This window comes from Hominimerdicola alba, assembly GCF_900112155.1.
Taxonomy (GTDB): Bacteria; Bacillota; Clostridia; order Oscillospirales; family Ruminococcaceae; genus Hominimerdicola; species Hominimerdicola alba_D.
Genome location: NZ_FOKQ01000026.1, coordinates 44,101 through 59,048, shown reverse-complemented (window position 1 = coordinate 59,048; position 14,948 = coordinate 44,101). Strand labels below are relative to the sequence as shown.

Sequence of the window (14,948 nt, the reverse complement as noted above, 5' to 3'; positions counted from 1 at the left end):
AGCCGGCAGTCGGCAGGAATTATTACCAAGGGGCATGACCTCGCAATGGAGCTGCGCCGACGCCCTGTTATGGATAGGCAGAACGAAGGAAGTTGGGACTTCACGTGACGAATGATCCCGTTGGACAGAGGAGGTTTGCTGCCGTAACGGATATGGGTCGCATCAAGGCTGTCAAAACAGATCTCTCAAGACGTTTTGTTTGCTATACCCTGATAACGTTAAATCCGGCATTCAATGCTTTGGATCATCCATAACTTGGTTCATTTCTTGAACATAACTTTATGAAATACTGAGATTTCGCGAGTATTTACGAGATTTTACAAGATATTTTGAGGAGGTAAAAATATGCTTGCTAAAAGAATAATACCATGTCTTGACGTGCGTGACGGCAAGGTAGTCAAGGGTGTAAATTTTGAGGGCATCAAGGAGGTCGGCGACCCTGTTGAATGTGCCTGCGAGTACAACAAGCAGGGTGCTGACGAGATAGTATTCTACGATATAACTGCTTCCCACGAGGGCAGGGGAGTGATGCTTGACGTAGTGCGTAACACTGCGAAAAAGGTTTTTGTTCCGCTGACAGTTGGCGGCGGTATCAAGACCGTTGATGATATCCGTGAGACACTGCGTGCAGGTGCGGACAAGGTCTCCGTAAACTCCCAGGCTGTGCAGAATCCTCAGCTGATAAAGGACGGCGCCGATATCTTCGGCAGTCAGTGCATTTGCGTTGGTGTGGATGCCAAGGCTATCGGGGAGAATAAATGGACAGTTTTCATAAACGGCGGACGTATTGATATGAAGATGGATCTGATAGACTGGGTCAAGAAGTGCGAACAGCTGGGTGCAGGTGAGATCTGTCTGAACTCCATAGATACCGACGGTGTGCGCGGCGGTTTTGACCTTAAAATGCTGAAAGCTGTGGTTGACGCTGTGAAGATACCCGTTATCGCATCGGGCGGTGCGGGCAAGCTGGGTGATTTTGCTGAGGCTTTCCTTGAAACGGACTGCTCTGCGGCACTTGCAGCGAGCCTCTTCCATTTCCGCGAGCTGACAGTTGGTCAGGTCAAGGAAGACTGCCGCAGCAAGGGCATCATCGTAAGGTGATATCATGAGCAAAAGCGTAAGCGTCTGCGGTATCGACTGTTTCGATTGTTACTGCTTTGAAAAGGGTATGTGTACGGGCTGCGATGAAAATAAGGGCAGGATATTTCACTGTCCCGCCGATACCGAGTGCGCAATCTACAACTGCTGTGTTACCAAGAATGGTCTTACCGATTGTTCGGAATGCGGAAATATCCCATGTGATATCTGGAGAAACACCCGTGACCCTAAATACACCGATGAAGAATTCCGGCAGAATATCGCTGACAGGATAGATATGCTGAAAAACGGCAGGCTTTGTTTTTCTTCTGACTATGCAGATGTAAGACTCTGGAAGAACAGAGTTCTTATCACATGGAAAAAGGAAGCAAAGTTCGATAATTACCGCAAGGCTACCACGGCGGCGCTTGAACTCCTCAGAAAATACGGCTGTGATTTCGTTATCGATGCTAGAAACGGCTTTGAGGACGAGAAAGAAGATGTGGAGTGGGGCTTTACCTTTCTTCTGCCCGAGATGGCTAAGACAGGCTGTAAAACTGTCTGGTTCATAATGACCGAGGTCAACGAGGACGAGATAGGCGAAGAAATGGATATGTGGAGCGCCGAATTCCTGAAATATTTTAATGTCAGAAAAGTTGACAGCCCCATGAAGGTGGGTGTATAATGATAGTATACAAGGATACCCGTAGGTTCACAGCAAACCAGCTGGAAAGATTGTTTTTATCCGTGAACTGGGAATCGGGAAAGTATCCCAAAAAGATTGTAAAAGCCATGCATGGGTACGATACGGTTTTCAGCGCATGGGAAAATGATGAGCTTGTGGGTCTGGTCTGTGCCATGGACGATGGTATTATGACAGCGTATGTTCATTTTCTACTTGTAGATCCCAGCTGTCAGGGCATGGGTATAGGTCATGAGCTTATCAGTCGAATCAAGGAGCATTATAAGGATTATATGAGCATAGTTCTGATCGCCTACAAGGATAAAACAGGCTTTTACGGGAAGTGCGGTTTTGATCTTGACGATTCGGCTGTGCCTATGCATATAACGAAGCTTTGAAAGCGAGGAGAGATCGATGGGATACAGCGAGATGAAATGTCCGCATTGCGGTAAGATGAATCGTGAAGCCTGCAACGCATGGATGTACGGAAGTCCCATACGTGTGTGCAAAAAATGCGGCGGCAAGTATATGGACAGAAGATACCGCGAACCTGCTGTGCAGGGTTTCGATCAGAGGACTACCGATGCAAACCTGTACAAGACAGTCAGTATAATATGCGGAGCGGTGTTTATCCTTGTACTGTGCTGGTACAGATACACAACGATAAATCGCGGATATTACACCAATTATCAGGTAGCTTTCCTGATAATGCTGCCCATCGCGCTGGTGGGATGCCTGATACAGTATTTCCGCATAAAAAGCGGCGCTATGGCTAAGGCTAATGCGAAATATCTTGCACAGAGCGAAGAGCGTCTGAAAGACAAGCAGTATGTTGCCGATCTCATCGCCAACGGGTACAAAGTGCCTGAAAAATATCTTGATAACGGAGGAAACGATGGCTGAAAATAACTACATCAAAATAGACATGAATGACCTTGACAAATATTTTGTCAAAAGCGAGCTTATCCCTGCCATATGCTACGAAGTCAACACAAAGACCGTGCTTATGCTGGCATATATGAACAAGGAGAGCCTGAAAAAAACCCTGGAGACAGGCTATACCTGGTTCTGGAGCAGATCAAGACAGGAATACTGGAACAAGGGCGCTACCAGCGGTCATTTGCAGAAGGTAGTATCCATCTACGGCGACTGCGATGACGATACGCTGCTGGTAAACGTTGAGCAGACAGGAGTTGCCTGTCACACAGGTTCCTACAGCTGCTTCTTTAAGGAAATGTACAATGAAAAAAATGAGGAGGAAAAATAATGACAGTTTATCAGGAGATATTTGAGGTATTAAAGGCAAGAAAAGAACAGTTTGACAAGGGTGAAGCACCTGAGAAGAGCTATACCTGCTATCTGTATCAGCAGGGTGTTGACAAGATATGCAAGAAAGTCGGCGAGGAAGCTGCCGAGACTATCATCGCGGCTAAAAACGGCGACAATGCCGAGCTTATGAATGAGATCAACGATCTGCTTTATCATGTAATGGTACTGGCAGTTAATCAGGGTCTTGACTGGGCAGATGTTGAGAAGGTACTTGACGAGAGAAACGAGAAGATCGGCAATCTGAAGCAGTTCAAGACTGTTGACAAGAATACCTGATACTAAGGATACAAAATACTATCAAGGCGGCGGAAGTATTTCTGCCGCTTTTTTGCACACTTTTGATATATCCCGAATATGATGTAGAGAAGCAGAAAACTTCATAATATTATTCGGGAGGTATTCACATGAGCGAAACCATCAACAGACCCAACGGTAGCTTCAAGGAAGCTGTCTGCATCGACGCTATGCGGATATATGATTCGTGCAGTGCGCAGGATTGTCTGGAGAATCTGGAATTCACATTTTCTGATGAAGACCAGACAACGCTGAACGATGCTGCATACATCAAGACTCAGTCCATAGATGTTACGGATATCAATTTTGCCATAAGCCCCGTAGCCTTTAATCAGGGCTTCTATTCGGTGGACGTAACCTACAATTTCCGTGCACAGATAGAAGTATTCGACGGCGAGAACACACCGCCTGTGGTGATATACGGCACTGCTCTTTTCACCAAAAAGGTGATACTCTACGGCAGTGACGGCGGTACCCAGCGCTTTGTTTCGGATACCGGTCTTGTTACACAGCAGGAAGTGCCTGCCACCGGATGCGCTTGCTGCAGATCGCTGTGTACGCTTCCCACCGCATCCGTCAGCTTAGTTGAACCCATGTGCCTCGACACTACGCTTACAGCCGCAGACCCCGAAACAGGGGAGCGAAACGTGCTTATCACCGTCGGATTATTTGCGATTATTTCACTTACCCGCGCTGTACCGCTGATGATACCTGTTTATGATTACTGCGTACCCGGCAGGGAGTGTACCTCTACAAGCGGTACTCCATGCGAGATGTTTGAACAGATAGATTTCCCCACCAATGAGTTTTTCCCTCGCGGCATCGATTCTTCCTGCTGCATGAGAAATACCGAGACAGCTCAGAATAAAGAAAGCTGATGATGGGAAATATTTTCGATAAAGACGCTTCTGCCGTGCTTCGGCGGGAGCGTTTTTGCTGTGAAGAATATTTGATAATTGTTATAAATGTTTAAGCTACTGGAAATAATTAACCAGCTGTTGTATAAAATGCATAATTATGTTGAAAATATTGTAGTAAAATGAGTATAGCAATTTTAACTAAAACATGGTATAATATATAAAGTCAAATAAGACAAACCATATAAAAAAGGAGAGTAAAAATCATGTGGGCTTATGAAAGCGTTTTTTATCAGATCTATCCTCTGGGTTTCTGCGGTGCGCCCTTTGAAAATGACGGCGTTCAGGAAAGCCGTATATTAAAGGTCATCGACTGGATACCCCATATCAGCAAACTCGGCGCTAATGCTATCTATTTTTCGCCTGTGTTCGATTCCGATACCCATGGCTACAACACCCGTGATTATCGCAAGATAGACTGCCGTCTTGGTACTAACGAAGACTTTGCAAAGGTCGTTAAGGAACTCCATGAGGCTGGCATCAAAGTTGTTATCGACGGTGTTTTCAATCATGTGGGCAGAGGTTTTTGGGCTTTTCAGGACGTTCTGCAAAACCGCGAAAATTCGCCTTACAAAGATTGGTTCCATATAAACTTCGGCGGAAACAGCAACTACAATGACGGTCTGTGGTATGAGGGCTGGGAGGGTCATTTTGACCTTGTTAAGCTGAATCTCAGAAATCCCGCTGTTGTAGATCATATCCTCGAGTGTGTGACTCAGTGGGTGAAAGAATTCGATATTGACGGTCTGCGGCTTGACGTTGCATACTGCCTTGATTTTGATTTTCTTAAAAGACTTCGTCAGCACGCAAACTGGGTCAAGGAAGATTTTGTCCTGATAGGCGAACTGCTTCACGGTGACTACGCGCGCTGGGTCAATGACGAGATGCTTCACAGCTGTACAAACTACGAGTGCTACAAGGGTCTGTATTCAAGCTTTAACAGCATGAATATGTTTGAGATATGCCATTCTCTGAAAAACCAGTTCGGCAGTGAGGGCTGGTGCAGATACCGCGGAAAGCATCTGCTGGCTTTTGTTGACAACCACGATGTTACCCGTGTTGCAAGCATACTCTCCAATGAGAATCATCTGCCCCTTATTTACGGACTTCTTTTCGGTATGCCAGGTATGCCATGCGTATACTATGGCTCTGAATGGGGCACTAAAGCTGACAAAAATGACGGCGACCCCGCCCTCAGAGTATCCTTTGACAAGCCTGAGTGGAATGAGCTTACTGACCTTATCGCAAAGCTGGCTCATATACGCACCGAGTACAAGTGCCTAAGCTACGGCAGTATAAATATTCCTGTGCTGACCAACAGGCAGTGTATCATCGAGCGTGAGTTTGAGGGTGAGCGTATCCTCATAGCCATCAACGCTGATGACCAGCCCTATACTGCTCATTTCGATGCGAGATGCGGTCAGGCTGAGGAGCTTATCACAGGTACTATCCATGATTTCGGTGGCGGCAGCGAGCTGAAGCCTTACTCCGTTGAAGTCTGGAAGATGGAGAGATAAATTTTTCCGAAAGAATAATTTGATATCAAATACAAAAATGCTGTACAGTAGATTTACTGTACAGCATTTGTTTTTAGAAAGTTGCTATGGGTTCTTTGGGTGGGTCACACTCGTAAAGGTCGGTAATTTTCAGCACAGGAACATCTAAATTCTGCTTTTCATAGTTCTGTACCATAACATCAGCAGTTACCGATACCCATTTTTCACACTGCAAAGGGTAGTACCTGTTGTACAGCGACAGCAGCCAGCAGAACTCCATATCAGCTTCACAGCAGGTCATGATGTAACGTCCGATGGCGAAAACATTTTTCGGAAGTTCGGGTCTTGCAGTTATCAGCGCTTTGAATCTGACAGACTTTCCCTGATACTTGGCGGCTTCGTTCATGATATCGTTGTACCATACGGCATAGTCCTCGTCTTTTATGATGATGGTTTCAGCATTGATATCAAAGGGAAGAGGGTCTTCAGTTTCATCGGGATTCATTACACCGCTGTCATCGCAGTAGAAGATCTTGCATCGCCTGTTGACTGTCCTGACTATGCGGTGCAGGTCATTTGTGTCTGCATTATTCTTGTATCGGTTGAAGATAATTGTGTTGCTGACGTTGATCTTGTCGATTATGATGCTTTTGAAGTTCTGAAAATACATTTCAAATACAGAAGCATCAACCAGGAAAACACTTTCATAAACACCCCAGTTTTCGGGCATATTCGTTATCAGACTGCTCATATGCCACATACCGTTGTATTCAATCACGATGATGTCAGCATTATTCGTTTCGGCAAGATCATCGAGTGCCTGTGTATTAAGCTCAGTCAAATCATCGATAACATGAAGCGTAACATTTTTGCCTGTGAACTTTGAAAGGTCATATTCGGTCTCGCCTTCCTCGCACACAAGGATAAGTACGTTTTTGCCCAAGCCGAACTTGTCGTTAGAAACGATCTTCGAGGTAAAAGTAGTCTTTCCGCTTTCAAGGGGACCCAGAAAAAGATAGATGGGCAGGTTCTTTTTGCTCATCAGAATGTCAGGCTGTGGCAAGGCAGGCATTCAGCTTTGAAAGGATATCAGCTTTTTTGTAGCCCTTGCCGATGAACACCAGCTGATTGATGCGGTCGCCGTAGGTGTCATCCCAATCGTCTTTGATGTCGGGATATGCTTCCATGATAGCGTCGATCTCTTCCTTGGGACATGAAGCCAGCCATTCGTTGAGCTCGGTCACACTGGCGTTGCGGCCTGCCTGCTCAAAGAGCTGGATATGCACATCATCGTCTGCGAACCATACATAGCCCTTGGTGCGTATGAGTTCGGTGGGATACTGATCAACAAAGTCCATGAACTTCTCACGGTCAAAGGGGCGGATCTCCTCGTATACGAATGAGGTTATGCCGTATTCGTCCATGCAGGCTTCCTTAGCGGTTGGCTCATTTGTGTTGAGGGCACGCTGAATAGAAGATGAAGCAAGTACGGAATGGTAATCAAACTCTCTTCCGTGAAGTATCTTGTCGGTTTCCACATCGCTGTTTATGCAGGGGATTATCTCTGCTTCGGACTGTATATCGCGTATAGCCTTTTTAACTTCTTCGATCTCATGAGGGCAGAGAAGATCGGTCTTGTTGAGTATAACAAGGTCACAGAATTCGATCTGGTCGATGATAAGATTGATGATATCGCCCTCGTCGGTGTCGTTCTCCATGTTAAGTTCGCGTAAGAATTCGCGGTAGATCCTATCAGCATCAACAACGGATACTACCGAACTCAGATAAACGTTGGTGTCGGGATTATCCTCCGTGTAGATCACAAATGATGCTGCTATATTCGATGGTTCGCTGATGCCCGATGCTTCAACGAAAACAGCTTCGATATCGGGAAGCTTTGATATACGCTCGATCTCTGCAATAAATTCATCGCGAAGAGAACAGCAGATACAGCCGTCCTGCAGTTCAACCATTTCAACAGAAGATACACGGTCGCGGTTTTTATTGAGTATAGCCGCATCTATGTTGACACTGCCCATATCATTTACGATAAGAGCAATATTGCGCTTTTCCTGTTTAAGAAGATTCTGCATAAGTGTGGTTTTTCCCGAACCGAGATAGCCTGTTATAAGTATTACTGGTATTTTTTTGTTATCCATATCGCACCTCTGAATAGTGATTTTACGAACATTATCGTTACGGTTTATAATTATATTCTAAAGCAGAGGGTTTGTCAATGATTTCACAGTAGATTCTGCGTTTTGAATAAAATGAGAGCTACTCTCAAATTGTTAGTGTCTATTTTAACCATCAAATGACGGCGAAAAGTTTTTGTAAATAAAAAGGGAAGTCCCGAAAAAAAGTAACCCCGAAGCACAATGCAAATGCTTCGGGGGATAATTATCTGATATGTTTTAAATATACCCGCGATATATCGCCATAAATGGTCTCCATATCTTTTATGTACTCAAATCCGTATTTTTCGTAAAGACCGATGTGGTCAGTTGATATATAAATATCCGGGATATTCTGTTCCTTTGCCAGATGTTCTATTTTCTCAAACAGCAGACCCATATACCTGTGACCTCGGTATTTGGGGTAAGTGTAGACGAATCCTATCCACGGAGAATATTCGTTTGATGCTACCTCGTCTCTTTCAGCGTATGTGCAGAACGATACAAGATGATCACCGTCAGTCAGCAGAAGAAGTTCTGAATTTTCACCTGTAAGATCATAAAACGTGCCTTTGGAGAGTATCTCATGCAGATATTGCCCCGCTTTCCAGTCGCTTTTTCCTATCTCTTCCAGCCAGTGCTGCTGTCTGTCATTTTTATAAAAGCTGATAATTTCCATAATTTGACCCTCATTTATCTCAACAGAAAAGCCATAGTATTTACATCAAATACTATGGCTTAAAATTCTTATCTTAGTGCCTGCTTTTGTCAGGGCAATATCTTATGAAATACCAAGGAATTCAAGATACTGCTTCTTAGGCATTACAGTTACCGAAGTCTTTTTCCGCTCAGATTCAGGTGCAAGTCTGTAGTAAACGACCAGTGTGCCGTCTTCGTCCTTATCCCAGCCAACATCGGGAACGGTACCTCTGATACCCTTGTTGGAGATGGTCTTCTTAACACCTTTCTGCTTGAGTGTGAAGAATCTCAGTTTAACGTCATCACAGTTAGGAACAACGCAGATGTTTACACCGCCCTTATCGCTGTTCTGCACATCGTACAGTATGATCCTGTATTTGCCGTCGGGGGAAATTACATTTTCATCACGGGTAACATCGCATATTCTGGTGAATTCCTTCTTGTAGAATGAATATACAGCGCTGTTGCGGTCAAGATTTGCATTGAGCTCTGTAAGTGTTGATGTACCGCCGAACAAGATCTTGAATACGAAGAAAGCAACAAGTCCCAGTACATATATCAGCAGATATATCGTACCCATAACGACCTTGACAGTTTCGTGAGTACCCGCTACGAAGAACATTACTATTCCCATTACAAGGGGCGGGATAACAAGTATCCAGTCATACATATTGAACAGCAGAAGAAGGAACACTATAAACGGCATTACCACGCTTATTATCTTAGTGACCATTACTTCACGCGAGTATATCATCAGCAGCAGGAAAATCACGCTTGCCGCAACATACACAGTAAAGAAGGACTGTTCCTGTCCCTCAGTAAATTCCAGGTCATAGAGAAATGTAGCAAAGGTCAGCAGACCAATTACGGCAAAATATACCAGATTGAATACGCCGACCGCTCTCTTGACCCAGATATTTGATAAAAGCTCTTTCATCTTACCAAATTCCTCCCAGCCATCGTTTTGCAGTCTGAATAAGTGTCTGTTTGACCGACCATGATGCTGAATACGCTTTTTTGATCGGATATTTATCTCGACACCACACTATATTATTTTACACCAATTCTTTAAAAAAATCAAGGGATTTATGAAAATTCGTAACTTTGCATAAGCTTAAACTAATTAAGCGCATTGTGAACTTCTTTCAGTTCACAATGATCTGTTCATCGCCGCTGAGTCCCGATACTATTTCTACATCACCGTTGTCCTCAATGCCGAGTTCAACGTCCTGTTCGACTTTGACACCATCTATCAGAAGATAAACGTAAGTCCTGCCGCTGAGTTCTTTCACCGCCTTTTTGGGGATAACAACGCTGTCAAGCCGCGAGTATATATCGAACACCACGTTGATGTCACCGAAATCCAGCAGTTCATCGGCATTATCCGGGGAGATAACGTAGGTGTACTTCGAGTAATCTCCGCTGTCCTTAAAAACAATATCCGTGACCGTGCCTGTAGAGGTCGTTGCCCCCTGTTCAAGCTTAACGGTCGTACCGAAATTAACGTTAGAAAGCTTGCTGTCGAAAACTTCAACGCAAAGATACTTCTCGTTCTTGTCCGTAGCGTAGCCGAAAACAGCGCCCTCATTTACAAAACTGTTGACATTGTAAGAATTCCAGCCCTGCTGTTCTATTGAAAAATCGCCGTCACATGGCGCATATACGCTGTAATCATCAAGACTTGCCACCATTTTGTCATAGCGCATCTGTTCGATCTGAACGTCGTACTGTGCCATAGTTATCTGGTTGGTATCGGCATTATTCTCATAAAGAGTATCCACCGTTGACTTGACCTGATCGAGTTTGATCTTTTCCTTTTCGATCTCTTCTTCAAGGTCGTCGGTGTACAGCGTACACAGCAGCTGCCCTTTTTTGACTTCACAGGGTGCTTCAACATCAATGGTCTTTATCTGTCCCGATACAGGAAACTTTACTTTTTTGGAGTAAGGATAGCCATATACACCGGGCTGTTCATATTTCTGCGAGATATCCCGTATCTCTGCATTTACTGTCTTGTAGCTGACCGATTTTGTTTCAAGTATAGGAACAGCTATCTCGTCCTGCTGCTTTTTCTTGCCGCAGCCTGAAAACAGTGCAGTTATAGCACATATCGCCAGTATTAAAAAGCGTTTTGAATTATCCATATATTACCTTTCATACAGAGAAAACAAACATCTTAACTTAATAATTATAGCATTATTAACCGTGATTTACAACTGCGCAGATGAAATTCATCACACTGCACAACGCAGATAGGATAATTTTGTTGAATTATCCTATAACAGCATCTATAAACTGAGAGATTATCCCGTTTGAAAGCAGAAATCCTTGGGGAGTAAGACTGACATTTTCGGAGTTGATCTTAACAAGACCGTGCTTGGAAAATTCCTGTGCTAAAGCTAAGAAACGTTCTGCGGCATATCGTCCGAAGTAGCATTTAATTCTGTCAAGTGATATTCCTTTGCAGAGCCTGAGCCCAAGCAGGATGTACTCTTCGCCCCTGTTTACCGATTCTTCAGTGACTTCACGGGGCTGTACAGGTGCATCGATAAAAGCATCTGTATCAGGAGGACAGCAGTATCTTACACCGTCAAAAAACGAGTGTGAAGCTGCACCGAATCCAAGATAATCTTCACCTGTCCAGTACTTGTTGTTGTGGCGGGACTCATAACCCTCACGGCAGAAATTCGAGATCTCATACTGCTTCAAGCCGTGCATATCCAGACGATCCACCGCTGTGATGTACAGCTCACTCATAAGATCATCATTTGCTGTCAAGTTTCTTATATTGTCATTGTCGAAAGCAGTGCCTTCTTCAATTTTCAGCATATACGCGGAGATGTGCTTGACAGGCAGACTGCAAATGGTATCTATCGTTTGAATAAGGCTTTTACAAGTCTCACCCGCTGCGCCAAGCATTATATCGGCGGATATGTTCTCAAAGCCGACAGCATTGGCAGTTTCAACGGCTTTTACTGCTGTTTTGAAGTCGTGAAGACGACCAAGAAAACCAAGTCTGTTATCGTCAGTGGATTGAACTCCGAAGGATATCCTGTTCACTCCTGCGGCACGGTAGCCGCGGAGCTTTTCTTCATCGACGGAGCAGGGATTGGCTTCGAGTGTGATCTCAGCGGTGTCAAGTAAAAAAACTTTCCTGCATTCTTCTACTATACTGCCTATCTGTTTTGCATCGAGCAGAGATGGCGTACCACCGCCGAAATAGAGGGTGTCAGCATTTATACCTTTATAGCTGTATGCGGCTATATTTCTGCATACAGCATCCACATAGCGTGAAGCTGTATCTGCGTCATAAGGCTTAGAGTAAAAGCTGCAATAGGGGCATTTCCTAAGGCAGAAAGGCACATGGACGTATATCCCCGTCACTATTTGTCCTCCTCGTCGTTAAAGGCGTTCTCGATGTATGAACCTGCCATTTCGCGGTTGCTTTTGAATTTCGCCATTACTTTGCACAGTGCAAATCGTATCACCCAAAGTAGGTACATTCCAATGAAAAGGAAAAAACAGATTGCAACGAATTCCAGCATAGCTTTCGGCTCAAGCCGGAAGTATACTGATCTGCGAATAAGAAAATTCATAATGGCGGGATGTATCGCCAGTGCGAATATGAATCCGAATACACCGCTGTATGCGATGGTGCAGGTTATTCCGATCAGGGCTTCCTTGAATGTAAGTCCTGAAAACTTGACACCTGCGAAGAATACCCAGCATATAACGAAAAAGAGTCCCACTGTTGTTGATATGTTGGCATATATCTCGTATAAGACGGGCAGTAAAACCGCCCCTATAAGTCCGAAGACTATTGAAAGCTTCATTGATCTTCTCAGATCCGGCATAATATCCCTCTTTTTGTTCTTGTAGTATATATCTGTCAATGTTATTTACTTTACAATAAAACTATATCGATTTACAGCATACTTATCAGATTGTAGATGAGTAATACTGCCGAAACAGCGCTTATCACTATGCCGACTATTGAACTTGCACGTGCATTTCCGTCAAAGACTTTTTTGCGCTTTTCGTCCAGCAGAAGCCGACACTCGCGACCCTCGTAGTACAGCTGTTTTTTCATTACTATCTCGCAGGGAAATACATTTTCGTATTCCTCTCCGTCGATATCATAAACAGGCACGCTGAACCCGTGTTTCGGGTTTTGAGTGAGTTTAGAAAGCTTTCCGCTGCATTTTTTTGATTTCGTCATTCTGATTATGCAGTAAGTGAAAAACAGCACAAGTGCTATCATCATAAGGCATAGCAGCCCCAGAAAACCTACGATAAGCATTTCGGCGGAAACGCCCAGTATCACAAGCAGAACTGTGACTACCACTAATACGATGAGCATTTCCATGGTGCTGTTCCTCCTTTAGTCGTCCAGCTTCAGTACGCTCATGAAAGCTTCCTGCGGCACGGACACCGTACCCAGCTGGCGCATTCTCTTCTTACCCTCTTTCTGCTTTTCAAGCAGTTTCTTCTTACGTGTGATATCGCCGCCGTAGCACTTTGCAAGAACGTCCTTACGCAGGGCTTTTATGGTCTCACGGGCGATTATCTTTCCGCCGATGGCAGCCTGAACAGGAACTTCAAACAGCTGACGCGGTATATTCTCTTTCAGTTTTTCGGTGAGTCTTCTTCCGCGGGCATAAGCCTTTTCTTCATGTACGATGAAGGACAGCGCATCGACTATCTCGCCGTTCAGCAGAACATCCAGCTTAACAAGCTTTGAGGGCGCATAGCCCTTGAGCTCGTAATCGAAGGAAGCATAGCCTCTTGTTCTTGACTTCAGCGCATCAAAGAAATCATAAACGATCTCATTCAGGGGAAGAACATAGTGCAGGTCAACACGGTTCTCGTCGATATACTGCATATCAACAAAGGTTCCGCGCCTGTCCTGACAAAGCTCCATTATATTGCCAACAAACTCCGAGGGAGTATAGATGTGGGCATTGACCACAGGTTCCTCAGCCGAAGAGATAGTGCCCGGGTCGGGGAAATTGGTGGGGTTATCGATATACTTAGTCTCGCCGTTGGTCATGGTGACTTTATAGATAACCGATGGCGCTGTTGTGATGAGGTCGAGATTGTACTCGCGCTCGAGACGTTCCTGAATAATCTCCATGTGGAGAAGACCAAGGAAACCGCAGCGGAAACCGAAGCCCAGTGCGATGGAAGTCTCGGGCTCAAAGGACAGGGAAGCATCGTTGAGCATCAACTTTTCAAGGGCATCACGGAGGTCGCCGTACTTAGCACCGTCTGCGGGATAGATACCGCTGAATACCATAGGATTTACTTTCTTATATCCCGGCAGAGATTCTGCGCAGGGGTTTTCGGCATTGGTAACGGTATCACCCACACGGGTATCGCCGATATCCTTGATAGATGCGGTGATGTAGCCAACTTCGCCTGCGTGGAGCTCGCCTACGGGAACTAAGTCCTTAGCGCCCATGTAGCCTACTTCTACGGTCTGGAATTCAGCTTTTGCAGCTATAAGACGGATGGTATCACCGGCTTTGATATGACCCTCCATCACGCGGACATAGATGATAACGCCCTTGTAGGAATCGTAGTAGCTATCAAAAATGAGGGCTTTCAGGGGTGCATCATCATCGCCCTTGGGTGAGGGGATATCAGTAACGATACGCTCCAGTACCTCTTTGATATTGGTGCCCATTTTCGCGGAGATGCGAGGTGCGTCCATGGCGGGTATGCCTATGACATTCTCCACCTCGTTGCAGGCGCGGTCAGGGTCAGCTGAGGGCAGGTCTATCTTGTTGATGACAGGCAGAACTTCAAGGTCGTGCTCGATAGCAAGATAAGTGTTGGCGAGTGTCTGAGCTTCGATACCCTGAGAAGCGTCCACGATGAGCACAGCGCCTTCGCAGGCAGCAAGAGAACGGCTGACTTCGTAGTTGAAGTCAACGTGACCGGGGGTATCGATGAGGTTGAAGTAATAATCCTCACCATCATCAGCGTGATAAGTCAGGCGGACAGCTCTCGCTTTGATAGTTATTCCGCGCTCACGCTCGATATCCATATTATCCAGCAGCTGATCTTCCATCTCACGAAGTTCAACTGTTTCGGTGAGTTCGAGAATACGGTCAGCCAGAGTGGACTTACCGTGGTCAATATGTGCAATTATACAGAAATTTCGTATTTTATCCTTTGGGGTCATAGGTACATTCCTTTCTTGGGGTATATAAATCCATTCTGAAATATTTTACCATATTTGGTGAGGTATGTCAAGTATAGAGGGGCATATGCGTGC

Annotated in this window: 17 protein-coding genes; 8 read left to right on the top strand and 9 right to left on the bottom strand. The window is 45.0% G+C overall.

The annotated features are described in order from the left end of the window. Window positions 1-345 precede the first annotated feature (345 nt). The 8 genes from hisF (at window position 346) to BM265_RS13645 (ending at window position 5,816) form a co-directional block, all read left to right on the top strand. A complete protein-coding gene (gene hisF / locus BM265_RS13680; protein ID WP_074962378.1) occupies window positions 346-1,101 on the top strand; it encodes an imidazole glycerol phosphate synthase subunit HisF in 756 nt (251 codons plus the stop codon). 4 nt (window positions 1,102-1,105) lie between these two features. Continuing rightward, entirely contained in the window at window positions 1,106-1,762 is a 657-nt protein-coding gene (locus BM265_RS21020; protein WP_347500955.1) for a DUF3795 domain-containing protein, read from the top strand. Next, window positions 1,762-2,157, top strand: coding sequence for a GNAT family N-acetyltransferase (locus tag BM265_RS13670; RefSeq protein WP_074962376.1), 396 nt, complete (start codon window positions 1,762-1,764; stop codon window positions 2,155-2,157). The genes BM265_RS21020 and BM265_RS13670 overlap by 1 nt, the downstream gene beginning before the upstream one ends. 16 nt (window positions 2,158-2,173) lie before the next feature. Next, window positions 2,174-2,662 (top strand): hypothetical protein, encoded by a 489-nt coding sequence (locus tag BM265_RS13665; protein ID WP_074962374.1) that lies wholly within the window; start codon window positions 2,174-2,176, stop codon window positions 2,660-2,662. Further along, entirely contained in the window at window positions 2,655-3,026 is a 372-nt protein-coding gene (hisI, locus tag BM265_RS13660) for a phosphoribosyl-AMP cyclohydrolase (RefSeq protein ID WP_074962372.1), read from the top strand. Before BM265_RS13665 ends, hisI begins: the two co-directional genes overlap by 8 nt. Continuing rightward, on the top strand, window positions 3,026-3,364 hold the full coding sequence (hisE, locus tag BM265_RS13655) for a phosphoribosyl-ATP diphosphatase (protein WP_013498752.1): 339 nt from the start codon (window positions 3,026-3,028) through the stop codon (window positions 3,362-3,364). The genes hisI and hisE overlap by 1 nt, the downstream gene beginning before the upstream one ends. 128 nt (window positions 3,365-3,492) lie before the next feature. Next, window positions 3,493-4,260: a hypothetical protein gene (locus tag BM265_RS13650; protein ID WP_074962371.1), complete on the top strand. Its 768-nt coding sequence runs from the start codon at window positions 3,493-3,495 to the stop codon at window positions 4,258-4,260. 245 nt (window positions 4,261-4,505) lie between these two features. Further along, window positions 4,506-5,816 (top strand): alpha-amylase family glycosyl hydrolase, encoded by a 1,311-nt coding sequence (locus BM265_RS13645; RefSeq protein ID WP_074962369.1) that lies wholly within the window; start codon window positions 4,506-4,508, stop codon window positions 5,814-5,816. 73 nt (window positions 5,817-5,889) lie between these two features. Here the strand turns inward: BM265_RS13645 and BM265_RS13640 are convergent, their stop codons facing one another. The 9 genes from BM265_RS13640 to lepA form a co-directional block, all read right to left on the bottom strand. Continuing rightward, window positions 5,890-6,837 (bottom strand): TIGR03943 family putative permease subunit, encoded by a 948-nt coding sequence (locus tag BM265_RS13640; protein ID WP_074962380.1) that lies wholly within the window; start codon window positions 6,835-6,837, stop codon window positions 5,890-5,892. Window positions 6,838-6,844: 7 nt separating this feature from the next. Further along, complete coding sequence (locus BM265_RS13635; protein ID WP_074962368.1) at window positions 6,845-7,954, bottom strand: CobW family GTP-binding protein; 1,110 nt, start codon at window positions 7,952-7,954, stop codon at window positions 6,845-6,847. Between the two features lie 241 nt (window positions 7,955-8,195). Beyond that, on the bottom strand, window positions 8,196-8,648 hold the full coding sequence (locus BM265_RS13630) for a GNAT family N-acetyltransferase (RefSeq protein ID WP_074962366.1): 453 nt from the start codon (window positions 8,646-8,648) through the stop codon (window positions 8,196-8,198). Between the two features lie 102 nt (window positions 8,649-8,750). Continuing rightward, complete coding sequence (locus tag BM265_RS13625; protein WP_074962363.1) at window positions 8,751-9,605, bottom strand: hypothetical protein; 855 nt, start codon at window positions 9,603-9,605, stop codon at window positions 8,751-8,753. Between the two features lie 208 nt (window positions 9,606-9,813). After that, complete coding sequence (locus BM265_RS13620) at window positions 9,814-10,812, bottom strand: efflux RND transporter periplasmic adaptor subunit (RefSeq protein ID WP_074962362.1); 999 nt, start codon at window positions 10,810-10,812, stop codon at window positions 9,814-9,816. A 127-nt stretch (window positions 10,813-10,939) separates the two neighbouring features. Continuing rightward, window positions 10,940-12,052, bottom strand: a complete 1,113-nt coding sequence (gene hemW, locus BM265_RS13615) for a radical SAM family heme chaperone HemW (protein ID WP_074962361.1) — start codon at window positions 12,050-12,052, stop codon at window positions 10,940-10,942. Continuing rightward, complete coding sequence (locus tag BM265_RS13610) at window positions 12,052-12,522, bottom strand: hypothetical protein (protein WP_074962360.1); 471 nt, start codon at window positions 12,520-12,522, stop codon at window positions 12,052-12,054. The genes hemW and BM265_RS13610 overlap by 1 nt, the downstream gene beginning before the upstream one ends. Window positions 12,523-12,593: 71 nt before the next feature. Then, window positions 12,594-13,034, bottom strand: a complete 441-nt coding sequence (locus tag BM265_RS13605; protein WP_074962359.1) for a hypothetical protein — start codon at window positions 13,032-13,034, stop codon at window positions 12,594-12,596. A gap of 15 nt (window positions 13,035-13,049) precedes the next feature. Further along, window positions 13,050-14,855, bottom strand: coding sequence for a translation elongation factor 4 (lepA, locus tag BM265_RS13600; protein ID WP_074962358.1), 1,806 nt, complete (start codon window positions 14,853-14,855; stop codon window positions 13,050-13,052). Between the last annotated feature and the right edge of the window lie 93 nt (window positions 14,856-14,948).

Bases quoted from the DNA above. Each gene is read 5' to 3' on its own strand.
- BM265_RS13625 (WP_074962363.1), bottom strand. From the start codon at position 9,605: ATGAAAGAGCTTTTATCAAATATCTGGGTCAAGAGAGCGGTCGGCGTA.
- lepA (WP_074962358.1), bottom strand. From the start codon at position 14,855: ATGACCCCAAAGGATAAAATACGAAATTTCTGTATAATTGCACATATT.
- BM265_RS13610 (WP_074962360.1), bottom strand. From the start codon at position 12,522: ATGCCGGATCTGAGAAGATCAATGAAGCTTTCAATAGTCTTCGGACTT.
- BM265_RS13630 (WP_074962366.1), bottom strand. From the start codon at position 8,648: ATGGAAATTATCAGCTTTTATAAAAATGACAGACAGCAGCACTGGCTG.
- hisE (WP_013498752.1), top strand. From the start codon at position 3,026: ATGACAGTTTATCAGGAGATATTTGAGGTATTAAAGGCAAGAAAAGAA.
- BM265_RS13665 (WP_074962374.1), top strand. From the start codon at position 2,174: ATGGGATACAGCGAGATGAAATGTCCGCATTGCGGTAAGATGAATCGT.
- hisF (WP_074962378.1), top strand. From the start codon at position 346: ATGCTTGCTAAAAGAATAATACCATGTCTTGACGTGCGTGACGGCAAG.
- BM265_RS13640 (WP_074962380.1), bottom strand. From the start codon at position 6,837: ATGAGCAAAAAGAACCTGCCCATCTATCTTTTTCTGGGTCCCCTTGAA.
- BM265_RS13605 (WP_074962359.1), bottom strand. From the start codon at position 13,034: ATGGAAATGCTCATCGTATTAGTGGTAGTCACAGTTCTGCTTGTGATA.
- BM265_RS13620 (WP_074962362.1), bottom strand. From the start codon at position 10,812: ATGGATAATTCAAAACGCTTTTTAATACTGGCGATATGTGCTATAACT.
- hisI (WP_074962372.1), top strand. From the start codon at position 2,655: ATGGCTGAAAATAACTACATCAAAATAGACATGAATGACCTTGACAAA.
- BM265_RS13635 (WP_074962368.1), bottom strand. From the start codon at position 7,954: ATGGATAACAAAAAAATACCAGTAATACTTATAACAGGCTATCTCGGT.
- BM265_RS13670 (WP_074962376.1), top strand. From the start codon at position 1,762: ATGATAGTATACAAGGATACCCGTAGGTTCACAGCAAACCAGCTGGAA.
- BM265_RS13645 (WP_074962369.1), top strand. From the start codon at position 4,506: ATGTGGGCTTATGAAAGCGTTTTTTATCAGATCTATCCTCTGGGTTTC.
- BM265_RS21020 (WP_347500955.1), top strand. From the start codon at position 1,106: ATGAGCAAAAGCGTAAGCGTCTGCGGTATCGACTGTTTCGATTGTTAC.
- BM265_RS13650 (WP_074962371.1), top strand. From the start codon at position 3,493: ATGAGCGAAACCATCAACAGACCCAACGGTAGCTTCAAGGAAGCTGTC.